We start from the raw sequence: 19954 nt of genomic DNA on the forward strand, positions 1-19954 counted from the left end.
CTTCATTGGCTCAACCGGTGACTGACATTAAAAGTAGCATCCTGATGTGAAATCTCTGTGAGATTTTTCAGTTCTTTTTGCGATTGCTTCGTATTTTTTGATGTAAGTCACGGCCTACGCAATCATCGCCAAATAGCCACTACGGATTAATCATTGAAGCCTGTGGTGAACTTGGGCAAGCTCGATTCTTTTTCGCCGAGCTCCCTATGCACGCCGACGACGGCCCGGAACAGACCCAAGCCACGGCGGCCACGGTCATGCGCTATCACCTGAGCTGGAAGCACCGTGACCTCGACAGCGTCATGGCGCTTTATCACCCGGACATTCAGTACAACGATTTCTTTCAGAACCGCGTGCTCGGTCGCGAGGAGTTACGTGAGTACGTGCGTGTCAGCATGCCGCGTGAATCCGACGAACTGCTTGAGCATTGCGACCGCATTCGCGTCGACGGCAGCACGGCGTTCATTCAATACGAAGTGACGTTGCGCGGCGGCGACGGTCTGGTGTCGTTCCGCTCAAGCGAAGCGATCACGGTCAAGGACGGGCTGATCTGGCGCGTCAACGAATATGCCTCGCTGGTGCGCACGCAAACTGCTGGCACGGCCTCGTCAAGTCAGCGCCCGGCAGTCAGTCGCCTGGGCCTGTCGCCGCGCCAGTTGAGTTTTATGGCTGAAGACCTGCAGCAGTATTTCGAAAAACAGCAGCCGTACCTCGATCCCGAACTCGACTTGCAGCGGGTGGCGAAGGAGTGCGGGTACAGCCGCAATCAGATTTCCTATCTGCTCAATCAGGTCCTCGGGCAAAGCTTCTATCGCTACGTCAATCAGGCGCGCCTGCAACATCTGCTGCGCTCGCTGGATAACGCCACAGCACCGCTGCGCATCGATGAGCTGGCCTTTGCCGCGGGTTTCAATTCGTTGTCGGCGTTCTACAGCTGTTTCCGCCAGCACACCGGTCAGTCGCCCAAGGCTTACGCCAAACAAATTTCTTTGCGGGCACGCGCGCAAGACATCAACTGAGCACAGCCACTAGGATCGACGCCATCGAAGCATTTCAGTGGCGGAGTCTTGCATGCCGGCGTGGCGCACTATCAGTTTGTGGATGGATCAACTCGATGAGCCGCTGACCGCGCGGCCCGAGCTTGAGCGAGACCTGGATGTCGACGTGGCGATCATCGGCGCGGGCTACACCGGCCTGTGGACCGCGTACTACCTGAAGAAACTGGCACCGGGGCTCGACATTGCGATTGTCGAAGCACAAACCGCCGGTTTTGGTGCTTCCGGTCGCAATGGCGGCTGGCTGATGGGCAACCTGCTCGGCGAGGATCGCTTGCTGGCCGGGCTGTCGCCAGAGCAGCGCCGTGTGTCGTTCGATCTGCTGCACAGCATTCCTGATGAAGTCGAGATCGTCCTCGAACGCGAAGGTATCAACTGCGATTACCGCAAGGGCGGCGTGCTGTATTGCGCGGCGCGCTATCCGGAGCAGGAAGCCTCTCTGCGCGAATACCTGGGCAAACTGCATGCCCAAGGCCTGACCGACGACGATTACCGCTGGCTCAGCCCCGAACAACTCGCGCAGCAGATCCGTGTGGCCAAGCCTTATGGCGGGATTTACGCGCCACACGTGGCGACCATCCACCCGGCGAAACTGGTGCGCGGTCTGGCGCGCACCGTGCAGAACATGGGGGTGAAGATCTACGAAAACAGCCCGGTCACGCACTGGCAGTCGGGCAGCTTGCGCACCGCCAAAGCCAGCGTGCGCAGTCGCTGGATCGTGCCGGCCGTCGAAGGTTATTCGGTGACCTTGCCGCCGCTGGGTCGCTATCAATTGCCTGTGCAGAGCCTGATCGTCGCCACTGAACCGTTGTCTGCCGCGACCTGGGACGAAATCGGCCTCAGTCGTGGCCAAGCGTTCAGCGAATTCAGCCGACAGGTTACTTACGGCCAGCGCAGTGCCGACAATCGTCTGATATTCGGCGCCCGTGGCGGTTACCAGTTTGCCGGCAAACTGCGCCACAACTTCGATCTGACCCGTGATGAAGTCGAGCTGCGCCGTTACCTGTTCAGCGAACTCTTCCCGCAACTGAAAAACGTGCAGATCACCCATGCCTGGGGCGGCAATCTCGGCATGTCCCGGCACTTCAAACCACACATGCTCTGCGATCGCGCCAACGGCATCGCGCTGTCCGGCGGTTACGGTGGGGAGGGCGTCGGCGCCAGCAATCTCGGCGGGCGCACACTGGCGGATCTGATTCTTGAGCGCGACACCGAATTGACTCAACAGCCGTGGGTGCTGCCCAACGGCGGCGTTCATGCGCTGCGTGCGTGGGAACCGGAGCCGTGCCGCTGGCTCGGCTACAACGCGATCATCAAAAGCTTCGTCCACGAAGACCAGACCCTGGCCAACCCGGCGACCGCGCCATGGCGGCGCAAGCTCGCCAGCCAGGTCGCGGGTTTCATGGAAGGTTTCATGCACTAAAGCCGTTAATTTAAAAGACAGGTCAGACCATGAGCATTACCCAGTTCAAAAACACCGCGACATTGCAGCTCGACGAATCCAGCCCGGTCGCCGTGCCCCTCGGCGAACCGATCGCGATTGCCTCGACCACCAGCGTCGAACGCGACGACGGCGTCGAAACCGGCGTCTGGGAATGCACGCCCGGGCGCTGGCGTCGGCAGATCACCGCGCAGGAGTTCTGCCACTTCATTTCCGGGCGCTGCACGTTCACCCCCGACGGTGGCGGCGAAACCCTGCACATACAAGGTGGCGACGCACTGATGTTGCCGGCCAACACGCTCGGTGTCTGGGATATCCAGGAAACCGTGCGCAAGAGCTACGTGCTGATTTTCTGATTGTTTTGATCCTTTGATTGCCTGCCAACAAAAAAGAAAACCCACACAGGAATCGATCCATGATCCGCAAGACCCTCGCTCTGGCACCGCTGATGCTCGCTGTTTCCCTTGCTCAGGCAGCGGAAACGGTCAAGATTTACAACTGGTCCGACTACATTGCGCCGGACACCACCAAGAACTTCGAGAAAGAAACCGGCGTGGGTGTCACCTATGACGTCTACGACAGCAACGAAACCCTCGACGGCAAGTTGATGACCGGCAAATCCGGTTACGACGTGGTGTTTCCGTCCAACCACTTCATGGCCCGGCAGATTCAGGGCGGGGCGCTGAAAAAGCTCGACAAGAGCCAGTTGCCGAACTGGAAGAATCTCAACCCGGTGCTGCTCAAGGCCCTGCAGACCAATGACCCGAACAACGAACACGGCTTTCCGTATCTGTGGGGCAGCACCGGCATCGGCTACAACATCGCCAAGGTCAAAGCGGTGCTGGGCGATGACGCACCGGTGGATTCCTGGGACCTGATCTTCAAGCCTGAGTACATGGAGAAGCTGCAGAAGTGCGGCGTGGCGATCCTCGACAACGGCCCGGAATTGCTGCCGGCGGCGCTCAACTACCTGGGCTTGCCGCACCACAGCAAAAATCCCGAAGACTATAAAAAAGCTGAAGCACTGCTGATGAAAGTGCGGCCGTACGTCAGCTATTTCCACTCCTCGAAATACACCAGTGACCTGGCCAACGGCGACATCTGCGTGGCCGTCGGTTTCTCTGGCGACATCCTGCAGGCCGAAAACCGTGCCAAAGAAGCGAAAAACGGTGTCGATATCGGCTACGCCATTCCCAAGGAAGGCGCGGCGATCTGGTTCGACATGGTCGCCATGCCGGCGGACGCCCCGGATGAGAAGGCCGGTTACGCGTTCATGAACTATCTGCTGCGCCCGGACGTGATGGCCGGCATCAGCAACTACGTGCACTACGCCAATGGCAACGAGCAGGCAGACAGTCTGATCGACCCGGCGATCAAGAATGACACCAAGGTTTATCCAAGCCCGGAGATGATGGGCAAGCTGTTTGCGCTGGAGGCGATGCCGTTGAATATCGACCGGATTCGCACGCGGGTGTGGAACAAGATTCGTACGGGGAGTTGAGAGTAATCCGCCGGGTATTGATGCCCGGCGAGTCCTGTCTTTCGTCACTTTGGAATAAAAAGCTCGGTTTTTTATACCTGTCATATCTGACAGGTTTCAACTGGATCATTTTCCTTTCTAATGAAAAAACGAAGATCGCACCGCTCTTCGACATAGAAAAAGGAAAAGGAAAATGTCTCAGCCCAAAATTTTTTCTGAATTACCCGGTAGCCATAAAGGCCAAAAAGGAGAGGTCTCAGGCACGATCAAGGGGACGGTGAAGAACCTGAAGACGGGAAAGGGTCATGCCTTCAAGGATGCGTGGATCTGGCGTGACACACAGGAGGAAACATTGCGTTTTCATGGCGTAGTGGACGATCCGGAAACGCCAGGGAAGCAGGTCGCGATCGGGTTACAGCTTTCGAGCGCTTCGCAACCGAGTGGTGAGTTCAAGGTGGGCGATCCGAAAATCCTCCATCTCAGCTATACGAAATATGGTGAACCGGACGTTTATTTTAGGGCTGAGTCAGGTTTGGTGAAGCTCCAGAGACAAGCAAATGATCGTATCAATGGCTCTCTCAAGTTCAAAACGATCACCATTGGTGACAACCAATACGATGTTGATGTGATCTACGACATCGGAGCACCTTGATCGATTTGTCCGAGCGAAAAACCGTGGGAGCAAGCTCGCTTCCACAGGTTTTTGCGCATTTATCTGGTTGATATCAATACACTGGCAGCGCACTAATAAAGTGCAGCAAAGTGAGACGCGCCTAACAAAAAACAACTTACCGATATTTAATATTTAAATAGAAAATCGTCAGACAATTAGGCAAAAGCCGCGCAACTAAAACATTCTTTCATCCCCGCACGCTTTGTTTACGGCAGTTTTGCGAAACAGCCCGATTTGATCTCAAAAAAATCCTTTACGGCAGATTTCAAATTGTGTCAGGTTTCTTACGCCTTCATTGGGCGAGTGATAGGACGACCTCGCCAGAGATCGTCCTGTCGGACAAAAACTGTTCCATTGCTAAACAAGGAAGTGTGTTTATGTCGAAAGTTAAAACGAATGCTATTGATACCGCCGAACAGGCTTTTCAGCTGTCAGCCTTCAGCTCGGCGTACAACCAGATCAATAGCTTCAGCCATCAATACGATCGTGGCGGCAACCTCACGGTCAATGGCAAACCCTCCTTCTCCGTCGACCAGGCCGCAACCCAGTTGCTGCGCGACGGCGCTGCCTACCAGGACAAGGACGGCAGCGGCAAGATCGAACTCACCTACACGTTCCTGACTTCGGCATCGTCCAGCACGATGAACAAGCACGGGATCACTGGGTTCAGTCAGTTCAGTGCGCAACAACAAGCCCAGGCCAAGCTCGCCATGCAATCCTGGGCTGACGTGGCCAACGTGACCTTCACCGAGAAAGCCTCGGGCGGTGACGGCCACATGACCTTCGGTAACTACAGCGGTGGCCAGGATGGCGCTGCAGCGTTCGCTTATCTGCCAGGCACCGGCGCCGGTTATGACGGCACCTCGTGGTACTTGATCAACAGTGGCTACACGCAAAACAAGAACCCGGATCTGAACAACTACGGTCGTCAGACCCTGACGCACGAAATCGGCCACAGCCTGGGTCTCGCTCACCCTGGCGACTACAACGCCGGTAATGGCAACCCGACTTACAACGACGCGTCCTACGGGCAAGACACCCGCGGCTACAGCGTCATGAGCTACTGGAGCGAAAGCAACACCAATCAGAACTTCAGCAAGGGCGGTGTCGAAGCGTATTCGTCCGGCCCGCTGATGGACGATATCGCTGCCATCCAGAAGCTCTACGGTGCCAACACCACCACCCGTACCGGTGACACCACCTACGGTTTCAACTCCAACACTGGCCGCGATTTCCTCAGCGCTTCGTCGTCGAGTGACAAAGTGGTGTTCTCGGTGTGGGACGCGGGCGGCAAGGATACCCTGGACTTCTCGGGTTTCACCCAGAACCAGAAGATCAACCTCAATGAAGCCTCGTTCTCCGACGTTGGCGGCCTGGTGGGCAACGTGTCCATCGCCAAGGGCGCGATCATCGAGAACGCCATTGGCGGTTCGGGTAACGACCTGCTGATCGGCAACAGCGTGGCCAACGAGCTCAAGGGCGGTGCCGGCAACGACATCCTCTACGGCGCTGGCGGTGCTGACAAGCTGTGGGGCGGTGCCGGTTCGGACACCTTTGTGTTCGCCGCCAGTTCCGATTCCAAGCCGGGTGCGATTGATCAGATCCTCGATTTCGTCAGCGGTCTCGACAAAATCGACCTGACCGGCATCACCAACGGCGCAGGCCTGCACTTCGTCAGCAGCTTCACCGGTGCTGCCGGTGACGCAGTCCTGACCTCGTCGGGCGGCAACAGCTTGCTCTCGGTGGACTTCTCCGGGCACGGCGTGGCCGACTTCCAGGTCAGCACCGTTGGCCAGGCAGCGACCAGCGATATCGTGGCGTGATGTAGCAGTGGAAAGCGGCGCGTGATGCGCCGCTTTCTTTGCTTGCATCGTATTGGCAGGTGAGCAAGGCTACACGCCGGAGCGAATATTCCTATGATCGATAAAGCTTTTACCTACACGGTAGCGGCGTGGCTCTCGGCGGCGCTCTTCATGATTTCAGGAGAAACCAGCATGGCAAGCAGCCTCAGACTCGAAGATCCCTCCGTATTTGCCGGGCAGTGGCAAGCTGTTTTAACTGCACCTGATGACGCCCCGCAGGCGCAATCATCGCAAGACAAACCCTCCAATACATGCCTGATCGACCTTGAACCCAATCAGACGTTGGGCAAGGGAGCGGACTGTCTCGGTGCATGGATTGAACAAACCCCGATCGGCTGGTTTCCCGATCCCGACGGTCTCTCGATTACCGGCAAGGAAGGCTCAAGAATCCAGTTTTTCAGCCGACAACGTGACGGGCTTTATCTGGCGACTTTGAAGTCGGGTCTGGTGATTACGCTTGAGCGCTCAGCGCACCAGCCTTGATTATTCAACCGGCGACAAAGTTTTAATATAAAGCGCCACGCGATGGTTATAAGAAACGCTGAATGGCAACTGCACCGCAGTTAATCGCGCAAGTTGTTATGAAAGTGTAAGCGGTAGACGAAAAAGCAAGTTCCGACGTTGCACGGATCATTAATTCAAATCTTGCCAATGAATGGCAGGACATATTTTTCCAGGAATAATCAATGAAGATGGCGAAGGCCCCAGCCACCGCTCCCTTATTCAAGGCATTGGGTGACTATAAAAGCATTCTGATCAGCGTCGGCTGCTTTACCGCGCTGATTAACGTGCTGATGCTGGTGCCCTCCATCTATATGCTCCAGGTTTATGACCGGGTACTGTCGTCGCAGAACGAAACGACTCTGGCGATGCTGTCGTTGATGGTCGTCGGCTTCTTTGCCTTCATCGGCATGCTGGAAGTGATCCGCAGTTTTATCGTGATCCGCATCGGCAGTCAGTTGGAGCGCCGCTTCAACCTGCGTGTTTACCAAGCGGCGTTCGAACGCAACCTGTTCAAGGGCGAGGGCAACGCCGGGCAATCGCTGGGCGATCTCACGCACATTCGCCAATTCGTTACCGGCCCGGCGCTGTTCGCGTTTTTCGATGCGCCATGGTTCCCGGTCTATCTGTTTGTGATCTACCTGTTCAACGTCTGGCTCGGCGTACTCGCGACAGCGGGCGCTCTGCTGCTGATCGGCCTGGCCTGCCTGAACGAATACATGACCAAAAAGCCGCTGGGCGAAGCCGCCGGTTATTCGCAGAAATCCAGCCAGTTGGCTACCAGCCATTTGCACAACGCCGAAACCATTCAAGCGATGGGCATGCTCGGTTCCCTGCGCAAGCGCTGGTTCCAGGTGCACTCGCGCTTCCTCGGTCTGCAGAATCAGGCCAGCGACACCGGTGCGGTGATCAGCTCTGTGAGTAAAACCCTGCGCCTGTGCCTGCAATCGTTGGTGTTGGGCCTGGGCGCGCTGCTGGTGATCAAGGGCGACATGACCGCAGGGATGATGATCGCCGGTTCGATCCTGATGGGCCGCGTACTCAGCCCGATCGACCAGTTGATTGCCGTATGGAAGCAATGGAGCGGGGCGAAACTGGCTTACCGTCGTCTTGATGCGCTGCTGCAAGCGTTCCCGCCGAGTGACGACGCCATGGCGCTGCCTCCGCCGAAAGGCCAGATTACCTTCGAACAGGTCAGCGCCGGCCCACCGGGGCAACGCGCGGCAACCCTGCAGATGGTCAATTTCAATCTGAATGCCGGCGAAGTGCTCGGCGTGCTCGGTGCTTCCGGTTCCGGCAAGTCGACGCTGGCCCGGGTGCTGGTCGGTGTCTGGCCGACCCTCGGCGGCACTGTGCGCCTCGATGGCGCCGATATTCATCGCTGGAACCGCGACCAGCTCGGTCCCTACATCGGTTATTTGCCGCAAGACATCGAACTGTTCAGCGGCAGCATCGCCGAAAACATCGCCCGTTTCAGCGAGGCCGATCCGCAGAAGGTCGTCGCCGCCGCGCAACAAGCCGGCGTACACGAAATGATCCTGCGTCTGCCGCAAGGTTACGACACGCAACTGGGCGAGGACGGCAGTGGTTTGTCCGGCGGCCAGAAACAGCGCGTGGCATTGGCGCGTTCCATGTATGGCACACCAAGTCTGGTGGTGCTGGATGAGCCCAATTCCAACCTCGACACCGTCGGTGAAGCGGCATTGGCCAGCGCCATCGCTGCGCTTAAAGCTCAAGGCACCACGGTGGTTCTGGTGACGCACCGCTCTTCGGTACTGGCCCAGGCTGACAAGTTGCTGGTGCTCAATGATGGCCGCTTGCAGGCGTTCGGCCCAAGTCAGGACGTGCTCAAGGCACTCTCCGGCCAGCAAGAACAGCAACGGGAAAAAGCTGCACAGGCACCGGGCGGGCTCAGCATGAGCCGTCAGTATCAGCCCTCGACAAGGAATTCGGGTGTATGAGCAGCGCAAGCATGAACACTGAAAACGAAGCGAGCATGGAACACGCCTACATCACCGAACGCCCGGAGCGCGATGCGAAATTCTTTGCGCGCATGGGCTGGATTCTGGCGATCGTCGGCGCTGGCAGCTTCTTCACCTGGGCGGCGCTGGCGCCGCTGGATCAAGGCATTCCGGTGCAGGGCACGGTCGTGGTCTCGGGCAAGCGCAAAGCGGTGCAGTCGATGAGCAGCGGCGTGGTCAGCCGGATTCTGGTGCGCGAAGGCGAAATCGTGAAGCAGGGCCAGCCGCTGTTCCGCCTTGATCAGACGCAAGTCGCCGCCGATGTGCAGTCGCTGCAAGCGCAATACCGCATGGCTTGGGCCAGCCTCGCGCGCTGGCAGGCCGAACGCGACAACCTCAAGCAAGTGACTTTTCCGGCCGAGTTGAGCAATGATCCGGACCCGCGTCTGGCATTGGTACTGGAAGGTCAGCGCCAACTGTTCAGCAGCCGTCGTGAGGCGTACTACCGCGAGCAGGCCGGATTGCGTGCAAGCATCGAAGGCGCCACCGCGCAACTGGCCGGCATGCGCCGCGCGCGTACTGATCTCAATGCCCAGGCCGACTCGCTGCAACAACAGTTGAGCAACCTGCAACCGCTGGCCGACAACGGCTACATCCCGCGCAACCGCTTGATGGAATACCAGCGTCAACTGTCGCAAGTGCAGCAGCAACTGGCGGAAAACACCGGTGAAAGCGGCCGGGTGGAGCAGGGCATCCTTGAGTCGCGGCTGAAGCTGCAACAGCACGCCGAGGAGTACCAGAAGGAAGTCCGCACGCAACTGGCCGACGCGCAGCTGAAAAGCGTGACCCTGTCGGAGCAACTGACTTCGGCCGGTTTCGACCTGCAACACAGCGAAATCATCGCCACCGCCGACGGCGTCGCGGTCAACCTCGGCGTGCACACCGAGGGCGCCGTGGTGCGCCAAGGCGAAACGTTGCTGGAGATCGTTCCGCAAGGCACCACGCTGGAAGTGGAAGGGCACTTGCCGATCAACCTGATCGACAAGGTTGGCGCGCATTTGCCGGTGGACATTCTGTTTACCGCCTTCAACCAGAGCAAAACCCCGCGTGTACCGGGTGAAGTCAGCCTGATTTCCGCCGACCAGATGGTCGACGAGAAAACCGGCGTGCCGTACTACGTCCTGCGCAGCAGCGTCAGCGATCAGGCCATGGAAAAACTCAACGGTCTGGTGATCAAGCCCGGCATGCCGGCAGAAATGTTCGTGCGCACCGGCGAACGTTCACTCCTCAACTATCTGTTCAAACCGCTGCTCGACCGGGCCGGCTCCGCGTTGACCGAGGAATAAGGATGTTCGGCTGTATGAATAAGCTTTCCATGCTCGGGGCGGCAATGATGCTGCTCGCGAGTCACTCAGCAGTGGCGGCCATGGGGCCGTTCGAGATCTACGAACAGGCGTTGCGCAATGACCCGGTGTTCCTCGGGGCGATCAAGGAACGTGATGCGGGTCTGGAGAACCGTGCGATTGGCCGCGCCGGCCTGCTGCCGCGTATCGGTTACACCTACAACAAGGGCCGCAACTCGTCGAAAGCCACCTCTCTGGATGAGCGCGCACGTAACCGGACCGATGATCGCAACTACAACAGTTACGGCTCGGCCCTGACCCTGCAACAACCGCTGCTCGACTACGAGGCGTATGCCGCGTATCGCAAGGGTGTCGCGCAGTCGTTGTTTGCCGATGAAAATTTTCGCGGCAAGAGTCAGGAATTGCTGGTTCGTGTGCTGGACAACTACACCAAGGCACTGTTCGCGCAGGATCAGATTGACATCGCTCAAGCGAAGAAGAAGGCTTACGAGCAGCAGTTCCAGCAGAACGAGCACATGTTCAAGCAGGGCGAGGGCACACGCACCGATATTCTTGAGGCCGAGTCGCGCTATGAACTGGCGACCGCCGAGGAGATCGAGGCGCGCAACGAACAGGATGCCGCGCTGCGTGAACTGGGTGCACTGGTGGGCACGCCAGCGGTGGATATTGGCGATCTGGCGCCGCTTGATCAGAATTTTCAGACTTTCGCGCTGATGCCTGCCAATTACGATACCTGGCACGAAATGGCGGTGAGCAATAACCCGAATCTGGCCTCGCAGCGTCAGGCCGTGGAAGTTGCGCGTTATGAAGTAGAGCGCAATCGCGCCGGGCATCTGCCGAAAGTCAGTGCTTACGCGTCGATGCGCCAGAACGAATCGGAAAGCGGCAACACCTACAACCAGCGCTACGAAACCAACACCATCGGTTTTGAAGTCAGCGTGCCGTTGTATGCCGGTGGCGGTGTCTCAGCGTCCACGCGTCAGGCCAGCCGCACCATGGAACAGGCGGAGTATGAACTCGATGGCAAGACGCGCGAGACGTTGATCGAACTGCGTCGGCAGTTCAGTGCTTGTTTGTCCGGCGTGAGCAAACTGCGCGCTTATCAGAAGGCGCTGAGCTCGGCTGAAGCGTTGGTGGTGTCGACCAAGCAGAGCATTCTCGGTGGTGAGCGGACCAACCTCGATGCGTTGAACGCCGAGCAGCAACTGTTCACTACGCGCCGCGATCTGGCGCAGGCGCGGTACGACTATCTGATGGCCTGGACCAAGTTGCATTACTACGCCGGGACATTGAACGAGCAGGACCTGGCGCGGGTGGATGAGGCTTTTGTGGTCGCTCAACAGCCCTCACCCTAACCCTCTCCCAGAGGGAGAGGGGACTGACCGGGGATATTGCAGAAGTACACCGACTTGAACGAGCGTCACCGAATCCAACACCGACCCGGTTTTTCAGGTCGATGAATGACGCAAGACACCTCGGTAGGCTCCCTCTCCTCGGGGAGAGGGCTGGGGTGAGGGGAACAGGCAACACCGCAAAAGAACCTGCATAAAACAATAAAAGTGAGTGGTGAACATGGACGTACGCATCAAGCCGATTTCGGTCGGCACCCTGCTGCTTGTGATTTCTGCAACCCAGGCTCAGGCCCAGTACCTCGAAGCCGGCCAACCCGGCGATCCCGCCAGTTGGCGCAGCGCTGAATTCCTCCGCGACTGGGGGCTGAGCCGCATGCAGGCCGAGCAAGCCTACGCCGCCGGCATCACCGGCAAAGGCGTGAAAATCGGCGCGCTCGATTCCGGTTTCGATGCCGCCCACCCGGAATTCGCCAGCGACCGTTATCACCCGGTCACGGCCAGCGGCAGTTACATCGACGGTTCACTGTTCAACGTCGACGGCACCCTCAATCCCAACAACGACTCTCACGGCACCCACGTGGTCGGCACCATGGGCGCCTCACGCGATGGCAGCGGCATGCACGGCGTGGCGTACAACGCGCAGATCTACGTCGGCAACACCAACAAGAACGACAGCTTCCTCTTCGGCCCCAACCCCGATCCGCGCTATTTCAAAGCGGTGTACGACGCCCTCGCCGATGCTGGCGTACGCGCAATCAACAACAGCTGGGGCAGCCAGCCGCCGGATGTCAGCTACCGCACCCTCGCTGATCTGCACGTCGCTTACGCCCAGCACTGGAACAAGGGCACCTGGCTCGATGCCGCCGCCGATGTTTCCCGGCGCGGCGTGATCAACGTGTTCAGCGCCGGCAACAGCGGCTACCCGAATGCCAGCGTGCGTTCGGCGTTGCCGTATTTCCAGCCGGATCTGGAAGGTCACTGGCTGGCCGTGTCGGGCCTCGATCAGAGCAATCAGCAGAAGTACAACCAGTGCGGCCTCGCCAAATACTGGTGCATCACCACGCCGGGAGCGAAGATCGACAGCACCATTCCCGGCGGTGATTACGCGATCAAGTCGGGCACCTCGATGTCGGCGCCGCATGCGACCGGCGCGCTGGCGCTGGTGATGGAACGCTACCCGTACATGAACAATCAGCAGGCGCTCGAAGTGTTGCTGACCACCGCCACGCAACTGGATGGCTCGGTCACCGATGCGCCGACCGAGCGCGTCGGTTGGGGCGTGGCCAATCTGAACCGGGCGATGCGCGGGCCGGGGCAATTGCTTGGTGCGTTTGATGCCAGCCTGGGGGCAGGGCAGCGCGATGTCTGGAGCAATGACATCTCCGACAAGGCGCTGATCCAGCGGCAGGCCGAAGACCTCGCCGAGCACAGTGCCTGGCAGCAAACCCTGCAAGACAAGGGCTGGCAGAACGGCGTTGCTGCAGGTGCCAGTCAGCAGGATCAGACCGACTACGCCATTGGCACCGCTCGCGAGGCAGCAGCGGCGAATCGGGTGTACCAGGGCAGCCTGATCAAATCCGGCGGCGGTCAGTTGATTCTCACCGGCGACAACACCTATCGCGGTGCGACCACGGTCAATGGCGGCTTGCTCACGGTCAACGGCTCGCTGACGTCTGCGGTGACGGTGAATGACAGCGGCACCCTCGGCGGTTCCGGGCGAATCGCCGCGCTGCTCGCCAACAGCGGCGGACGCGTGGCGCCGGGCAACTCCATCGGCACCCTGAACGTTGCCGGTGACGTGACCTTCGCGCCCGGTTCGACTTACGCCGTTGAACTGTCGCCGACCAGCAGCGACCGCATCGTTGCCGGCGGCACCGCCAACATCAGCGGCGCCACCGTCAGCCTATCGCTGGAAAACAGCCCGACGTTGCTCAGCACCACCGAAGCGCAGAGCCTGCTCGGTCGCCAGTACGACATCCTGCAAGCGGCCGGTGGCATTCAGGGCCAGTTCGGTGCGGTGCTGCCGAATTATGTGTTTATCGGTGGCAGCCTGGATTACGCCGCCAACGGCATTCAGCTCGATATCGAACGTAACTCGACAACCTTCGCCAGCGTCGGACAAACGCCGAATCAGCGCTCGGTCGCCGTCGCCGTTGAAGGCCTGGGCGCGGGTAACTCGGTGTACGAAAGCCTGTTGCGTTCACCCGATGCGAGTTCCGCGCGACAAGCGTTCCAGCAGTTGAGCGGCGAGATCTACCCGGCATTGAGTTCGATGCTGATCAATGACAGCCGCCAGTTGCGCGACGCGGTGGGCGAGCGCTTGCACGATACCAACGCGGCACAAAGCAACGGCTGGATCAAAGCCCTCGGGGCATGGGGCACGACCGATTCGAGCCACGACACGGCAGGCTACAGCACCTCGATTGGCGGGTTGCTGGCGGGTGTCGATGGCGCGCTGGATGAGCAGACGCGCATCGGTCTGGTCACCGGTTACAGCGACAGTTCGCTGAGCATGGGTTCGGGTACGCACTCATCGGCCAAGGTCGACAGCTATCACTTGGGTGCATACGCCGGTCGTGAAATTGGCGCGTGGCGTTTGAGCAGCGGCGCGGCTTACAGCTGGCATCGCGCTGATGTGAAGCGCGACCTGCAATACGGCGACGTCAGCGGAAAACAGAAAGCCAAGGTCGATGCAGCGACCACGCAAGTGTTCAGCGAGGCGGCTTACCGCTTGCACCTTCAACCGCTGGCGCTGGAACCGTTCGCCAATCTGGCCTATGTGCACCTGGACACGGAAGGCTTGACCGAGAAGGGCGATGCTGCCGCGCTGAAAAGCTCGGGCGATCAACGTGACGCCGTGCTGAGCACCCTCGGCGTGCGGGCGATCAAAACCTTCAATCTTTCGCCCCGGCAATCACTCGACGTGAGTGGCCACCTCGGCTGGCAGCACAGCCTCAGCGACATCGACTCCGAACAGCATCTGCGCTTTGCCAGCGGCGGCACGCCGTACGCAGTGGAGAGTTCCGCGTTGGTACGCGATGCGGCGCTGGTTGGCGTGCAGGCCAGCCTGGCCTTGAACAAAGACGTACGGGTGAACCTTGATTACAACGGACAACTGGCCAATCGCGAGAAGCTTCATGGCGTTGGCTTGAGCCTGAACTGGCAGTTCTAAGCAAGATAAACCGGTCCCTGCGTGCAGTGTGTTTACAGCTGAAGAGACGGATTTTTTCGCAACATCACTAAGGAAGGTCGCTGGATGAATAACAACAATACCCCCGCGCAAACGGGAGGCCGCTTTGCCCTGAAAACCCTCACGCTCGCCGTGCTCTGTGCGATCGGCACAGCTCATGCGGCGCCCTATGTGGAGAGCGGTCGCACGGGCGATCCGTCGAGTTGGCGCAGTAGCGAGTTTCAGGCCGATTGGGGCCTGGGTGCGATCGGTGCCGATCACGCTTACGCCGCCGGTTACACCGGCAAAGGCGTGAAACTGGGGATCTTTGATCAGCCGGTGTATGCCGCGCACCCGGAGTTTTCCGGTAGCAATAAAGTCGTCACCCTGGTCACCAGCGGGATTCGCGAATACACCGACCCGTACATCCCGGTCAAAGCCGGCGATGCGTTCCGCTATGACGGTTCGCCCTCGGTCGGCTCCGACGGCAAACTTGGCGCCCACGGCACCCACGTCGGCGGTATCGCCGCCGGCAGTCGCGACGGCGGGCCGATGCACGGCGTGGCGTTCGGTGCACAGATCATCAGCGCCGACAACGGCGACCCGGGCCCGGAGGACGGCATCGTTCGCGGCAACGACGGCGCGGTGTACAAGGCCGGTTGGGATGCCCTGATCGCCAGCGGCGCGCGGATCATCAACAACAGCTGGGGCATCGGCATCACCGACCGTTTCGACCTCGGTGGCCGCGATCCGGCGTACCCGCATTTCACCGTCAATGACGCGCAGTTGCAGTTCAACGAGATCCGCACGCTGCTCGGCACCAAGCCCGGCGGCGCCTATGACGGCGCGATTGCCGCCGCGCGCAGCGGCATCGTGACGATCTTCGCCGCCGGCAACGACTACAACCTCAACAACCCGGACGCCATTGCCGGCCTCGGCTATTTCGTTCCCGACATCGCGCCGAACTGGATCACCGTCGCTGCGTTGCAACAGAACCCGGACCTGGCCAGCGCCAACCCGTACATCATGAGTACGTTCTCTTCGCGCTGCGGCTACACCGCGAGTTTCTGCGTCTCGGCGCCGGGCACGAAAATCTTCAGTTCGATCATTGAAGGCACCAACGCCGACAACCTGACCACCAGCTACAAGAATTACAACGGCACCTCGATGGCCGCGCCGCACGTGGCCGGTTCCATGGCCGTGTTGATGGAGCGCTTCCCGTACATGACTGGCGATCAAGTCGCCACGGTACTGCGCACCACGGCTACCGACCTCGGCGCACCGGGCATCGACGCCTTGTACGGCTGGGGCATGATCAACCTGCGCAAAGGCATCGACGGCCCGTCGATGTTCGTCACCGAGCAGGACATTCCGGCGCAATTCCGTATCGATGGCGCGTACGGCTCCGGCCAGTTTGTCGCGGACCTGCCGGGCATCGGCGCGATCATCGATCAGGGCAAACCGACCGAACGCGTGTGCACTGACATCACCTGCGGCCTCGATACCTGGCGCAACGACATTTCCGGCCACGGCGGTTTGACCAAGCAAGGTATCGGCACGCTGGTACTGACCGGCAACAACAGTTACAGCGGTCCGACGCTGGTCAATCAGGGGCGTCTGGCCATCAACGGTTCGCTGCAATCAGCGGTGACGGTGAATGACGGCGGTATTCTCGGCGGCAACGGCCATATCGGCGCGTTGTCGGTGAACAGCGGCGGTACGGTGGCGCCGGGTAACTCCATCGGCACCCTGAACGTGGCCGGTGACGTGACGTTTGCACCGGGTTCGACCTACGCGGTAGAGCTGTCGCCGACCAGCAGCGATCAGATCATCGCCACCGGCAAAGCGGTCATTGAAGGCGCCACGGTGAGCATGTCGCTGGAAAACAGCCCGACGCTACTGACCACCAACGAAGTGCAAAGCCTGCTCGGCACTCAGTACAACATCCTGCAAGCGGCCGGCGGCATTGAAGGACGCTTCGGTCAGGTGTTGCCGGATTACGCCTTTGTCGGCGGCACGCTGGCGTACTCGGCCGATGGCATCCAGTTGGCGGTCGGCCGTAACGACGCCTCGTTCGCCAGTGTCGGTCTGACGCCAAACCAGCGTGCGGTCGGTGCGGCGGCGGAGCGTCTGGGCGCCGGCAATGCGCTGTTCGAAACCCTGTTGCTGTCGCCGAATGCGGCGTCGGCGCAGCAAGCCTTCCAGCAGTTGTCTGGTGAGATTCATCCGGCTATTGGCACGATGCTGATCAACGACAGCCGTTACCTGCGTGAAGCGGTGGGCGAGCGTCTGCGTGAGCGTGATCTGTTCAACGCTGGCGCACCGACCGACGACCGCAGCAACGCCTGGGTCAAGGTGCTGGGTTCGTGGGGCAAGAGCGATGGAGGGCATGACAATGCCGACTCCAACAGCTCTATCGGTGGCTTGCTGGCCGGTGTCGACGGCTTGATCGCTGAAGATACCCGTCTGGGTTTCGTTACCGGTTATAGCGACAGCTCGTTGAGCATGGGCAGCGGCACGCATTCGTCGGCGTCGGTCGACAGCTACCACTTGGGTGCGTACCTGGGGCATCAGATCGATGCGCTGCGACTGACCGTCGGCGGCGCCTACAGCTGGCACCGTGTCGACGTCAAACGTGACCTGCAGTTCGGGGACGTGAGCGGTAAACAAAAGACCAAGCACGATGCCGCAACCACTCAAGTGTTCACCGAGGCCGCTTATGATCTGGGGCTGCAACCGATGAACCTGGAGCCGTTCGCCAACCTGGCTTACGTGCACCTCAATACCGAAAGCTTCACCGAGAAGGGTGATGCTGCAGCGTTGAAGGGCGGTGAGGACAATCGCGATGTGGTGCTGTCGACCCTCGGTGTGCGCGCCAAGCGTTCGTTCGCCTTGTCGGATCAGCAGCAACTGGAACTGGGTGCGAGCCTCGGCTGGCAGCACAACCTGAACAACGTCGATGCCGACAGCCATCTGGCGTTCGCCAATGGCAACAGCGCGTTCACCGTGCAGGGCGTGTCGATGGATCGCGATGCGGCGGTGGTCGGCGTGCGGGCAGGTCTGGCGCTCAATCGCGATGTGCGGGTGAACCTGGATTACAACGGACTGATCGGTAGCAACGAGAAGGATCACGGTGTGGGTCTGACCCTCGACTGGCAGTTCTAAAGCGTACCGGCAGTTCTGCAAGGAACTGCCGGTTTTTGAAGGAAGAGAGAGCACAACATGGGATTGTTCGATTACAAGAATGCCGATGGCAAAGCGTTGTACAGCGACGCCATCGCACTGACGCTGTATGCCTACACGCCGACTGGCAAACCGTTGCCGGCCACCGCTTGGGCGCCGGTCACAGCGACGGCGCTGGGCTATCAGGGCAAGGTCGGGCCGCAGGGCACGTTCTTCGGCGAGAAGGACGGCTTCACCAGCGCCGAAGCCGAAGTGCTCGGAAAATACGACGCTGCAGGCAAGTTGATCGGCATCGGCGTGGCCTTTCGTGGCACCGGCGGGCTGGGTTACAGCGACACCTTCGGCGACCTGAAAAACAACCTGCTGGCGGCTATCGGGCCGTCGGATTACGCGAGCAACTACGCGAAAAACGCCTTCGATAATCTGCTCAAGGCTGTCGCGGCGTTCGCCATTGCCAACGGCATCGCCGCCAAGGACGTGCTCCTCAGCGGTCACAGCCTCGGCGGACTCGGCGTCAACAGCGTCGCCGAATTGAGCGCGAGCAACTGGGGCGGCTTCTTCAAAGATGCCAACTACATCACCTTCGCCTCGCCAACCCAAAGCAGCACCGGCAATAACGTGCTGAACATCGGTTTCGAGAACGACCCGGTGTTCCGCGTGCTCGACGGCACCACGTTCAGCAGCGCCTCGATGGGCAAGCACGACAAGCCGCACGATTCGACCACCGACAACATCATCAACTTCAACGACAACTACGCGTCCACCGCGCAGAACCTGGTGCCGTTCAGCATCATCAATCCGCTGAACTGGTCGGCCCACAGCTCGCTGGGCTATGCCGATGGCTTGAATCGGGTGATCGACTCAAAGTTCTACAACCTGACGCATAAAGACTCGACGATCATCGTCTCCAACCTGGAAGAGGCTTCTCGCGGCAAGACCTGGGTTGAAGATCTCGGCCGCAGCGGCGAGCCGCACACCGGCAGCACTTTCATCATCGGCACGCAGAGCAACGACTGGCTCAAGGGCGGCGCGGGCAATGACTTCCTCGAAGGTCTGGGCGGCGATGACCGTTTCCGTGATGACGGCGGCTATAACATCCTGCTCGGTGGCCAGGGCCACAACACCTTCGAACTGCAAAAACCGTTGCAGAACTTCAGCTTCGCCAACGACGGTGACGGCACGCTTTACGTGCGCGATGCCTACGGCGGCATCAGCATGACCCGCGACATCGGCGCTCTGGTGAGCAAGGAGTCGGGTTCGTGGTGGGGCAGCAAGGAAATCACCTGGGGCGTCACCGCCAAGGGTTTGACCAACGGCAGCGAGCTGACCCAGTACAACCACTCGCTCAGCGGCGATGGCTACGGCAATGCGCTGCACGCCACGGCCGACGGCGACTGGCTGTTCGGCCTCGGCGGCGATGACAAGCTGATCAGCGACAAGGGCCATGTGACCTTCGTCGGCGGCGCCGGGAATGACGTGATGACTGCCGTGGGGGGTAACAACACGTTCCTGTTCAGCGGCGCGTTCGGTTTCGATGCCATCAACGGTTATCAGGGCAGCGACAAACTGGTGTTCATGGGTGTCGAAGGCGCGGGGCAGGGCTACGACTACAAGCAAAACGCGTCACAGAACGGCAGCGATACCGTGCTGAAGATTGGCGACTTTGCCGTGACCCTGATCGGGGTGGGAGTGGCTAACCTGTCGGACTCCAGTTTCATGTTCGCGTAGATCCAATGTGGGAGCGAGCTTGCTCGCGAAGAGGGTGTATCAGTCAGCATTTTTGTAGCTGACACACCGCTTTCGCGAGCAAGCTCGCTCCCACAATGAAAGGCAATAAGTAGTACTGAAATGCTCCGGGGCGTCCCCGTGGGGCGCCCTGGCTGTGAGCTATCTCTAACAATTCCAACAAAGAG

General features: G+C 59.8%; 13 protein-coding genes. All 13 read left to right on the forward strand.

The window, feature by feature from the left end; genetic code table 11:
* Positions 1–206: 206 nt before the first annotated feature.
* The 13 genes from ACZ0A4_RS08415 (at position 207) to ACZ0A4_RS08475 (ending at position 19769) form a co-directional block, all read left to right on the forward strand.
* Positions 207–1019 (forward strand): helix-turn-helix domain-containing protein, encoded by an 813-nt coding sequence (locus ACZ0A4_RS08415; RefSeq protein ID WP_463574052.1) that lies wholly within the window; start codon positions 207–209, stop codon positions 1017–1019.
* Between the two features lie 52 nt (positions 1020–1071).
* Positions 1072–2478, forward strand: coding sequence for an NAD(P)/FAD-dependent oxidoreductase (locus ACZ0A4_RS08420; RefSeq protein ID WP_463574053.1), 1407 nt, complete (start codon positions 1072–1074; stop codon positions 2476–2478).
* A gap of 29 nt (positions 2479–2507) precedes the next feature.
* On the forward strand, positions 2508–2852 hold the full coding sequence (locus tag ACZ0A4_RS08425) for a cupin domain-containing protein (protein WP_016983059.1): 345 nt from the start codon (positions 2508–2510) through the stop codon (positions 2850–2852).
* 59 nt (positions 2853–2911) lie between these two features.
* Complete coding sequence (locus tag ACZ0A4_RS08430) at positions 2912–3997, forward strand: polyamine ABC transporter substrate-binding protein (RefSeq protein WP_463574054.1); 1086 nt, start codon at positions 2912–2914, stop codon at positions 3995–3997.
* 172 nt (positions 3998–4169) lie between these two features.
* Positions 4170–4628: a hypothetical protein gene (locus tag ACZ0A4_RS08435; RefSeq protein WP_463574055.1), complete on the forward strand. Its 459-nt coding sequence runs from the start codon at positions 4170–4172 to the stop codon at positions 4626–4628.
* A 398-nt stretch (positions 4629–5026) separates the two neighbouring features.
* Entirely contained in the window at positions 5027–6472 is a 1446-nt protein-coding gene (locus ACZ0A4_RS08440; protein ID WP_463574056.1) for a serralysin family metalloprotease, read from the forward strand.
* A 93-nt stretch (positions 6473–6565) separates the two neighbouring features.
* Positions 6566–6994: an AprI/Inh family metalloprotease inhibitor gene (locus ACZ0A4_RS08445; protein WP_463574057.1), complete on the forward strand. Its 429-nt coding sequence runs from the start codon at positions 6566–6568 to the stop codon at positions 6992–6994.
* Positions 6995–7197: 203 nt separating this feature from the next.
* A complete protein-coding gene (locus ACZ0A4_RS08450) occupies positions 7198–8973 on the forward strand; it encodes a type I secretion system permease/ATPase (RefSeq protein ID WP_077572994.1) in 1776 nt (591 codons plus the stop codon).
* The gene (locus ACZ0A4_RS08455) at positions 8970–10319 is read left to right on the forward strand and encodes an HlyD family type I secretion periplasmic adaptor subunit (protein WP_034154169.1); all 1350 of its coding nucleotides are present in this window, start codon (positions 8970–8972) and stop codon (positions 10317–10319) included. Before ACZ0A4_RS08450 ends, ACZ0A4_RS08455 begins: the two co-directional genes overlap by 4 nt.
* Positions 10320–10321: 2 nt before the next feature.
* Positions 10322–11692: a TolC family outer membrane protein gene (locus ACZ0A4_RS08460; protein ID WP_463574059.1), complete on the forward strand. Its 1371-nt coding sequence runs from the start codon at positions 10322–10324 to the stop codon at positions 11690–11692.
* 217 nt (positions 11693–11909) lie between these two features.
* Positions 11910–14861, forward strand: coding sequence for an autotransporter serine peptidase EprS (gene eprS / locus ACZ0A4_RS08465; protein WP_463574060.1), 2952 nt, complete (start codon positions 11910–11912; stop codon positions 14859–14861).
* A gap of 84 nt (positions 14862–14945) precedes the next feature.
* Complete coding sequence (locus tag ACZ0A4_RS08470; protein ID WP_463574061.1) at positions 14946–18023, forward strand: autotransporter domain-containing protein; 3078 nt, start codon at positions 14946–14948, stop codon at positions 18021–18023.
* Positions 18024–18080: 57 nt separating this feature from the next.
* A complete protein-coding gene (locus tag ACZ0A4_RS08475) occupies positions 18081–19769 on the forward strand; it encodes a polyurethane esterase (protein WP_463574062.1) in 1689 nt (562 codons plus the stop codon).
* Positions 19770–19954 lie beyond the last annotated feature (185 nt).

The sequence above is a fragment of the Pseudomonas sp. AC172 genome, from assembly GCF_979258595.1.

Coding starts and splice junctions, on each gene's coding strand:
- ACZ0A4_RS08415 (WP_463574052.1), top strand. CDS start 207: ATGCACGCCGACGACGGCCCGGAACAGACCCAAGCCACGGCGGCCACG.
- ACZ0A4_RS08420 (WP_463574053.1), top strand. CDS start 1,072: ATGCCGGCGTGGCGCACTATCAGTTTGTGGATGGATCAACTCGATGAG.
- ACZ0A4_RS08425 (WP_016983059.1), top strand. CDS start 2,508: ATGAGCATTACCCAGTTCAAAAACACCGCGACATTGCAGCTCGACGAA.
- ACZ0A4_RS08430 (WP_463574054.1), top strand. CDS start 2,912: ATGATCCGCAAGACCCTCGCTCTGGCACCGCTGATGCTCGCTGTTTCC.
- ACZ0A4_RS08435 (WP_463574055.1), top strand. CDS start 4,170: ATGTCTCAGCCCAAAATTTTTTCTGAATTACCCGGTAGCCATAAAGGC.
- ACZ0A4_RS08440 (WP_463574056.1), top strand. CDS start 5,027: ATGTCGAAAGTTAAAACGAATGCTATTGATACCGCCGAACAGGCTTTT.
- ACZ0A4_RS08445 (WP_463574057.1), top strand. CDS start 6,566: ATGATCGATAAAGCTTTTACCTACACGGTAGCGGCGTGGCTCTCGGCG.
- ACZ0A4_RS08450 (WP_077572994.1), top strand. CDS start 7,198: ATGAAGATGGCGAAGGCCCCAGCCACCGCTCCCTTATTCAAGGCATTG.
- ACZ0A4_RS08455 (WP_034154169.1), top strand. CDS start 8,970: ATGAGCAGCGCAAGCATGAACACTGAAAACGAAGCGAGCATGGAACAC.
- ACZ0A4_RS08460 (WP_463574059.1), top strand. CDS start 10,322: ATGTTCGGCTGTATGAATAAGCTTTCCATGCTCGGGGCGGCAATGATG.
- eprS (WP_463574060.1), top strand. CDS start 11,910: ATGGACGTACGCATCAAGCCGATTTCGGTCGGCACCCTGCTGCTTGTG.
- ACZ0A4_RS08470 (WP_463574061.1), top strand. CDS start 14,946: ATGAATAACAACAATACCCCCGCGCAAACGGGAGGCCGCTTTGCCCTG.
- ACZ0A4_RS08475 (WP_463574062.1), top strand. CDS start 18,081: ATGGGATTGTTCGATTACAAGAATGCCGATGGCAAAGCGTTGTACAGC.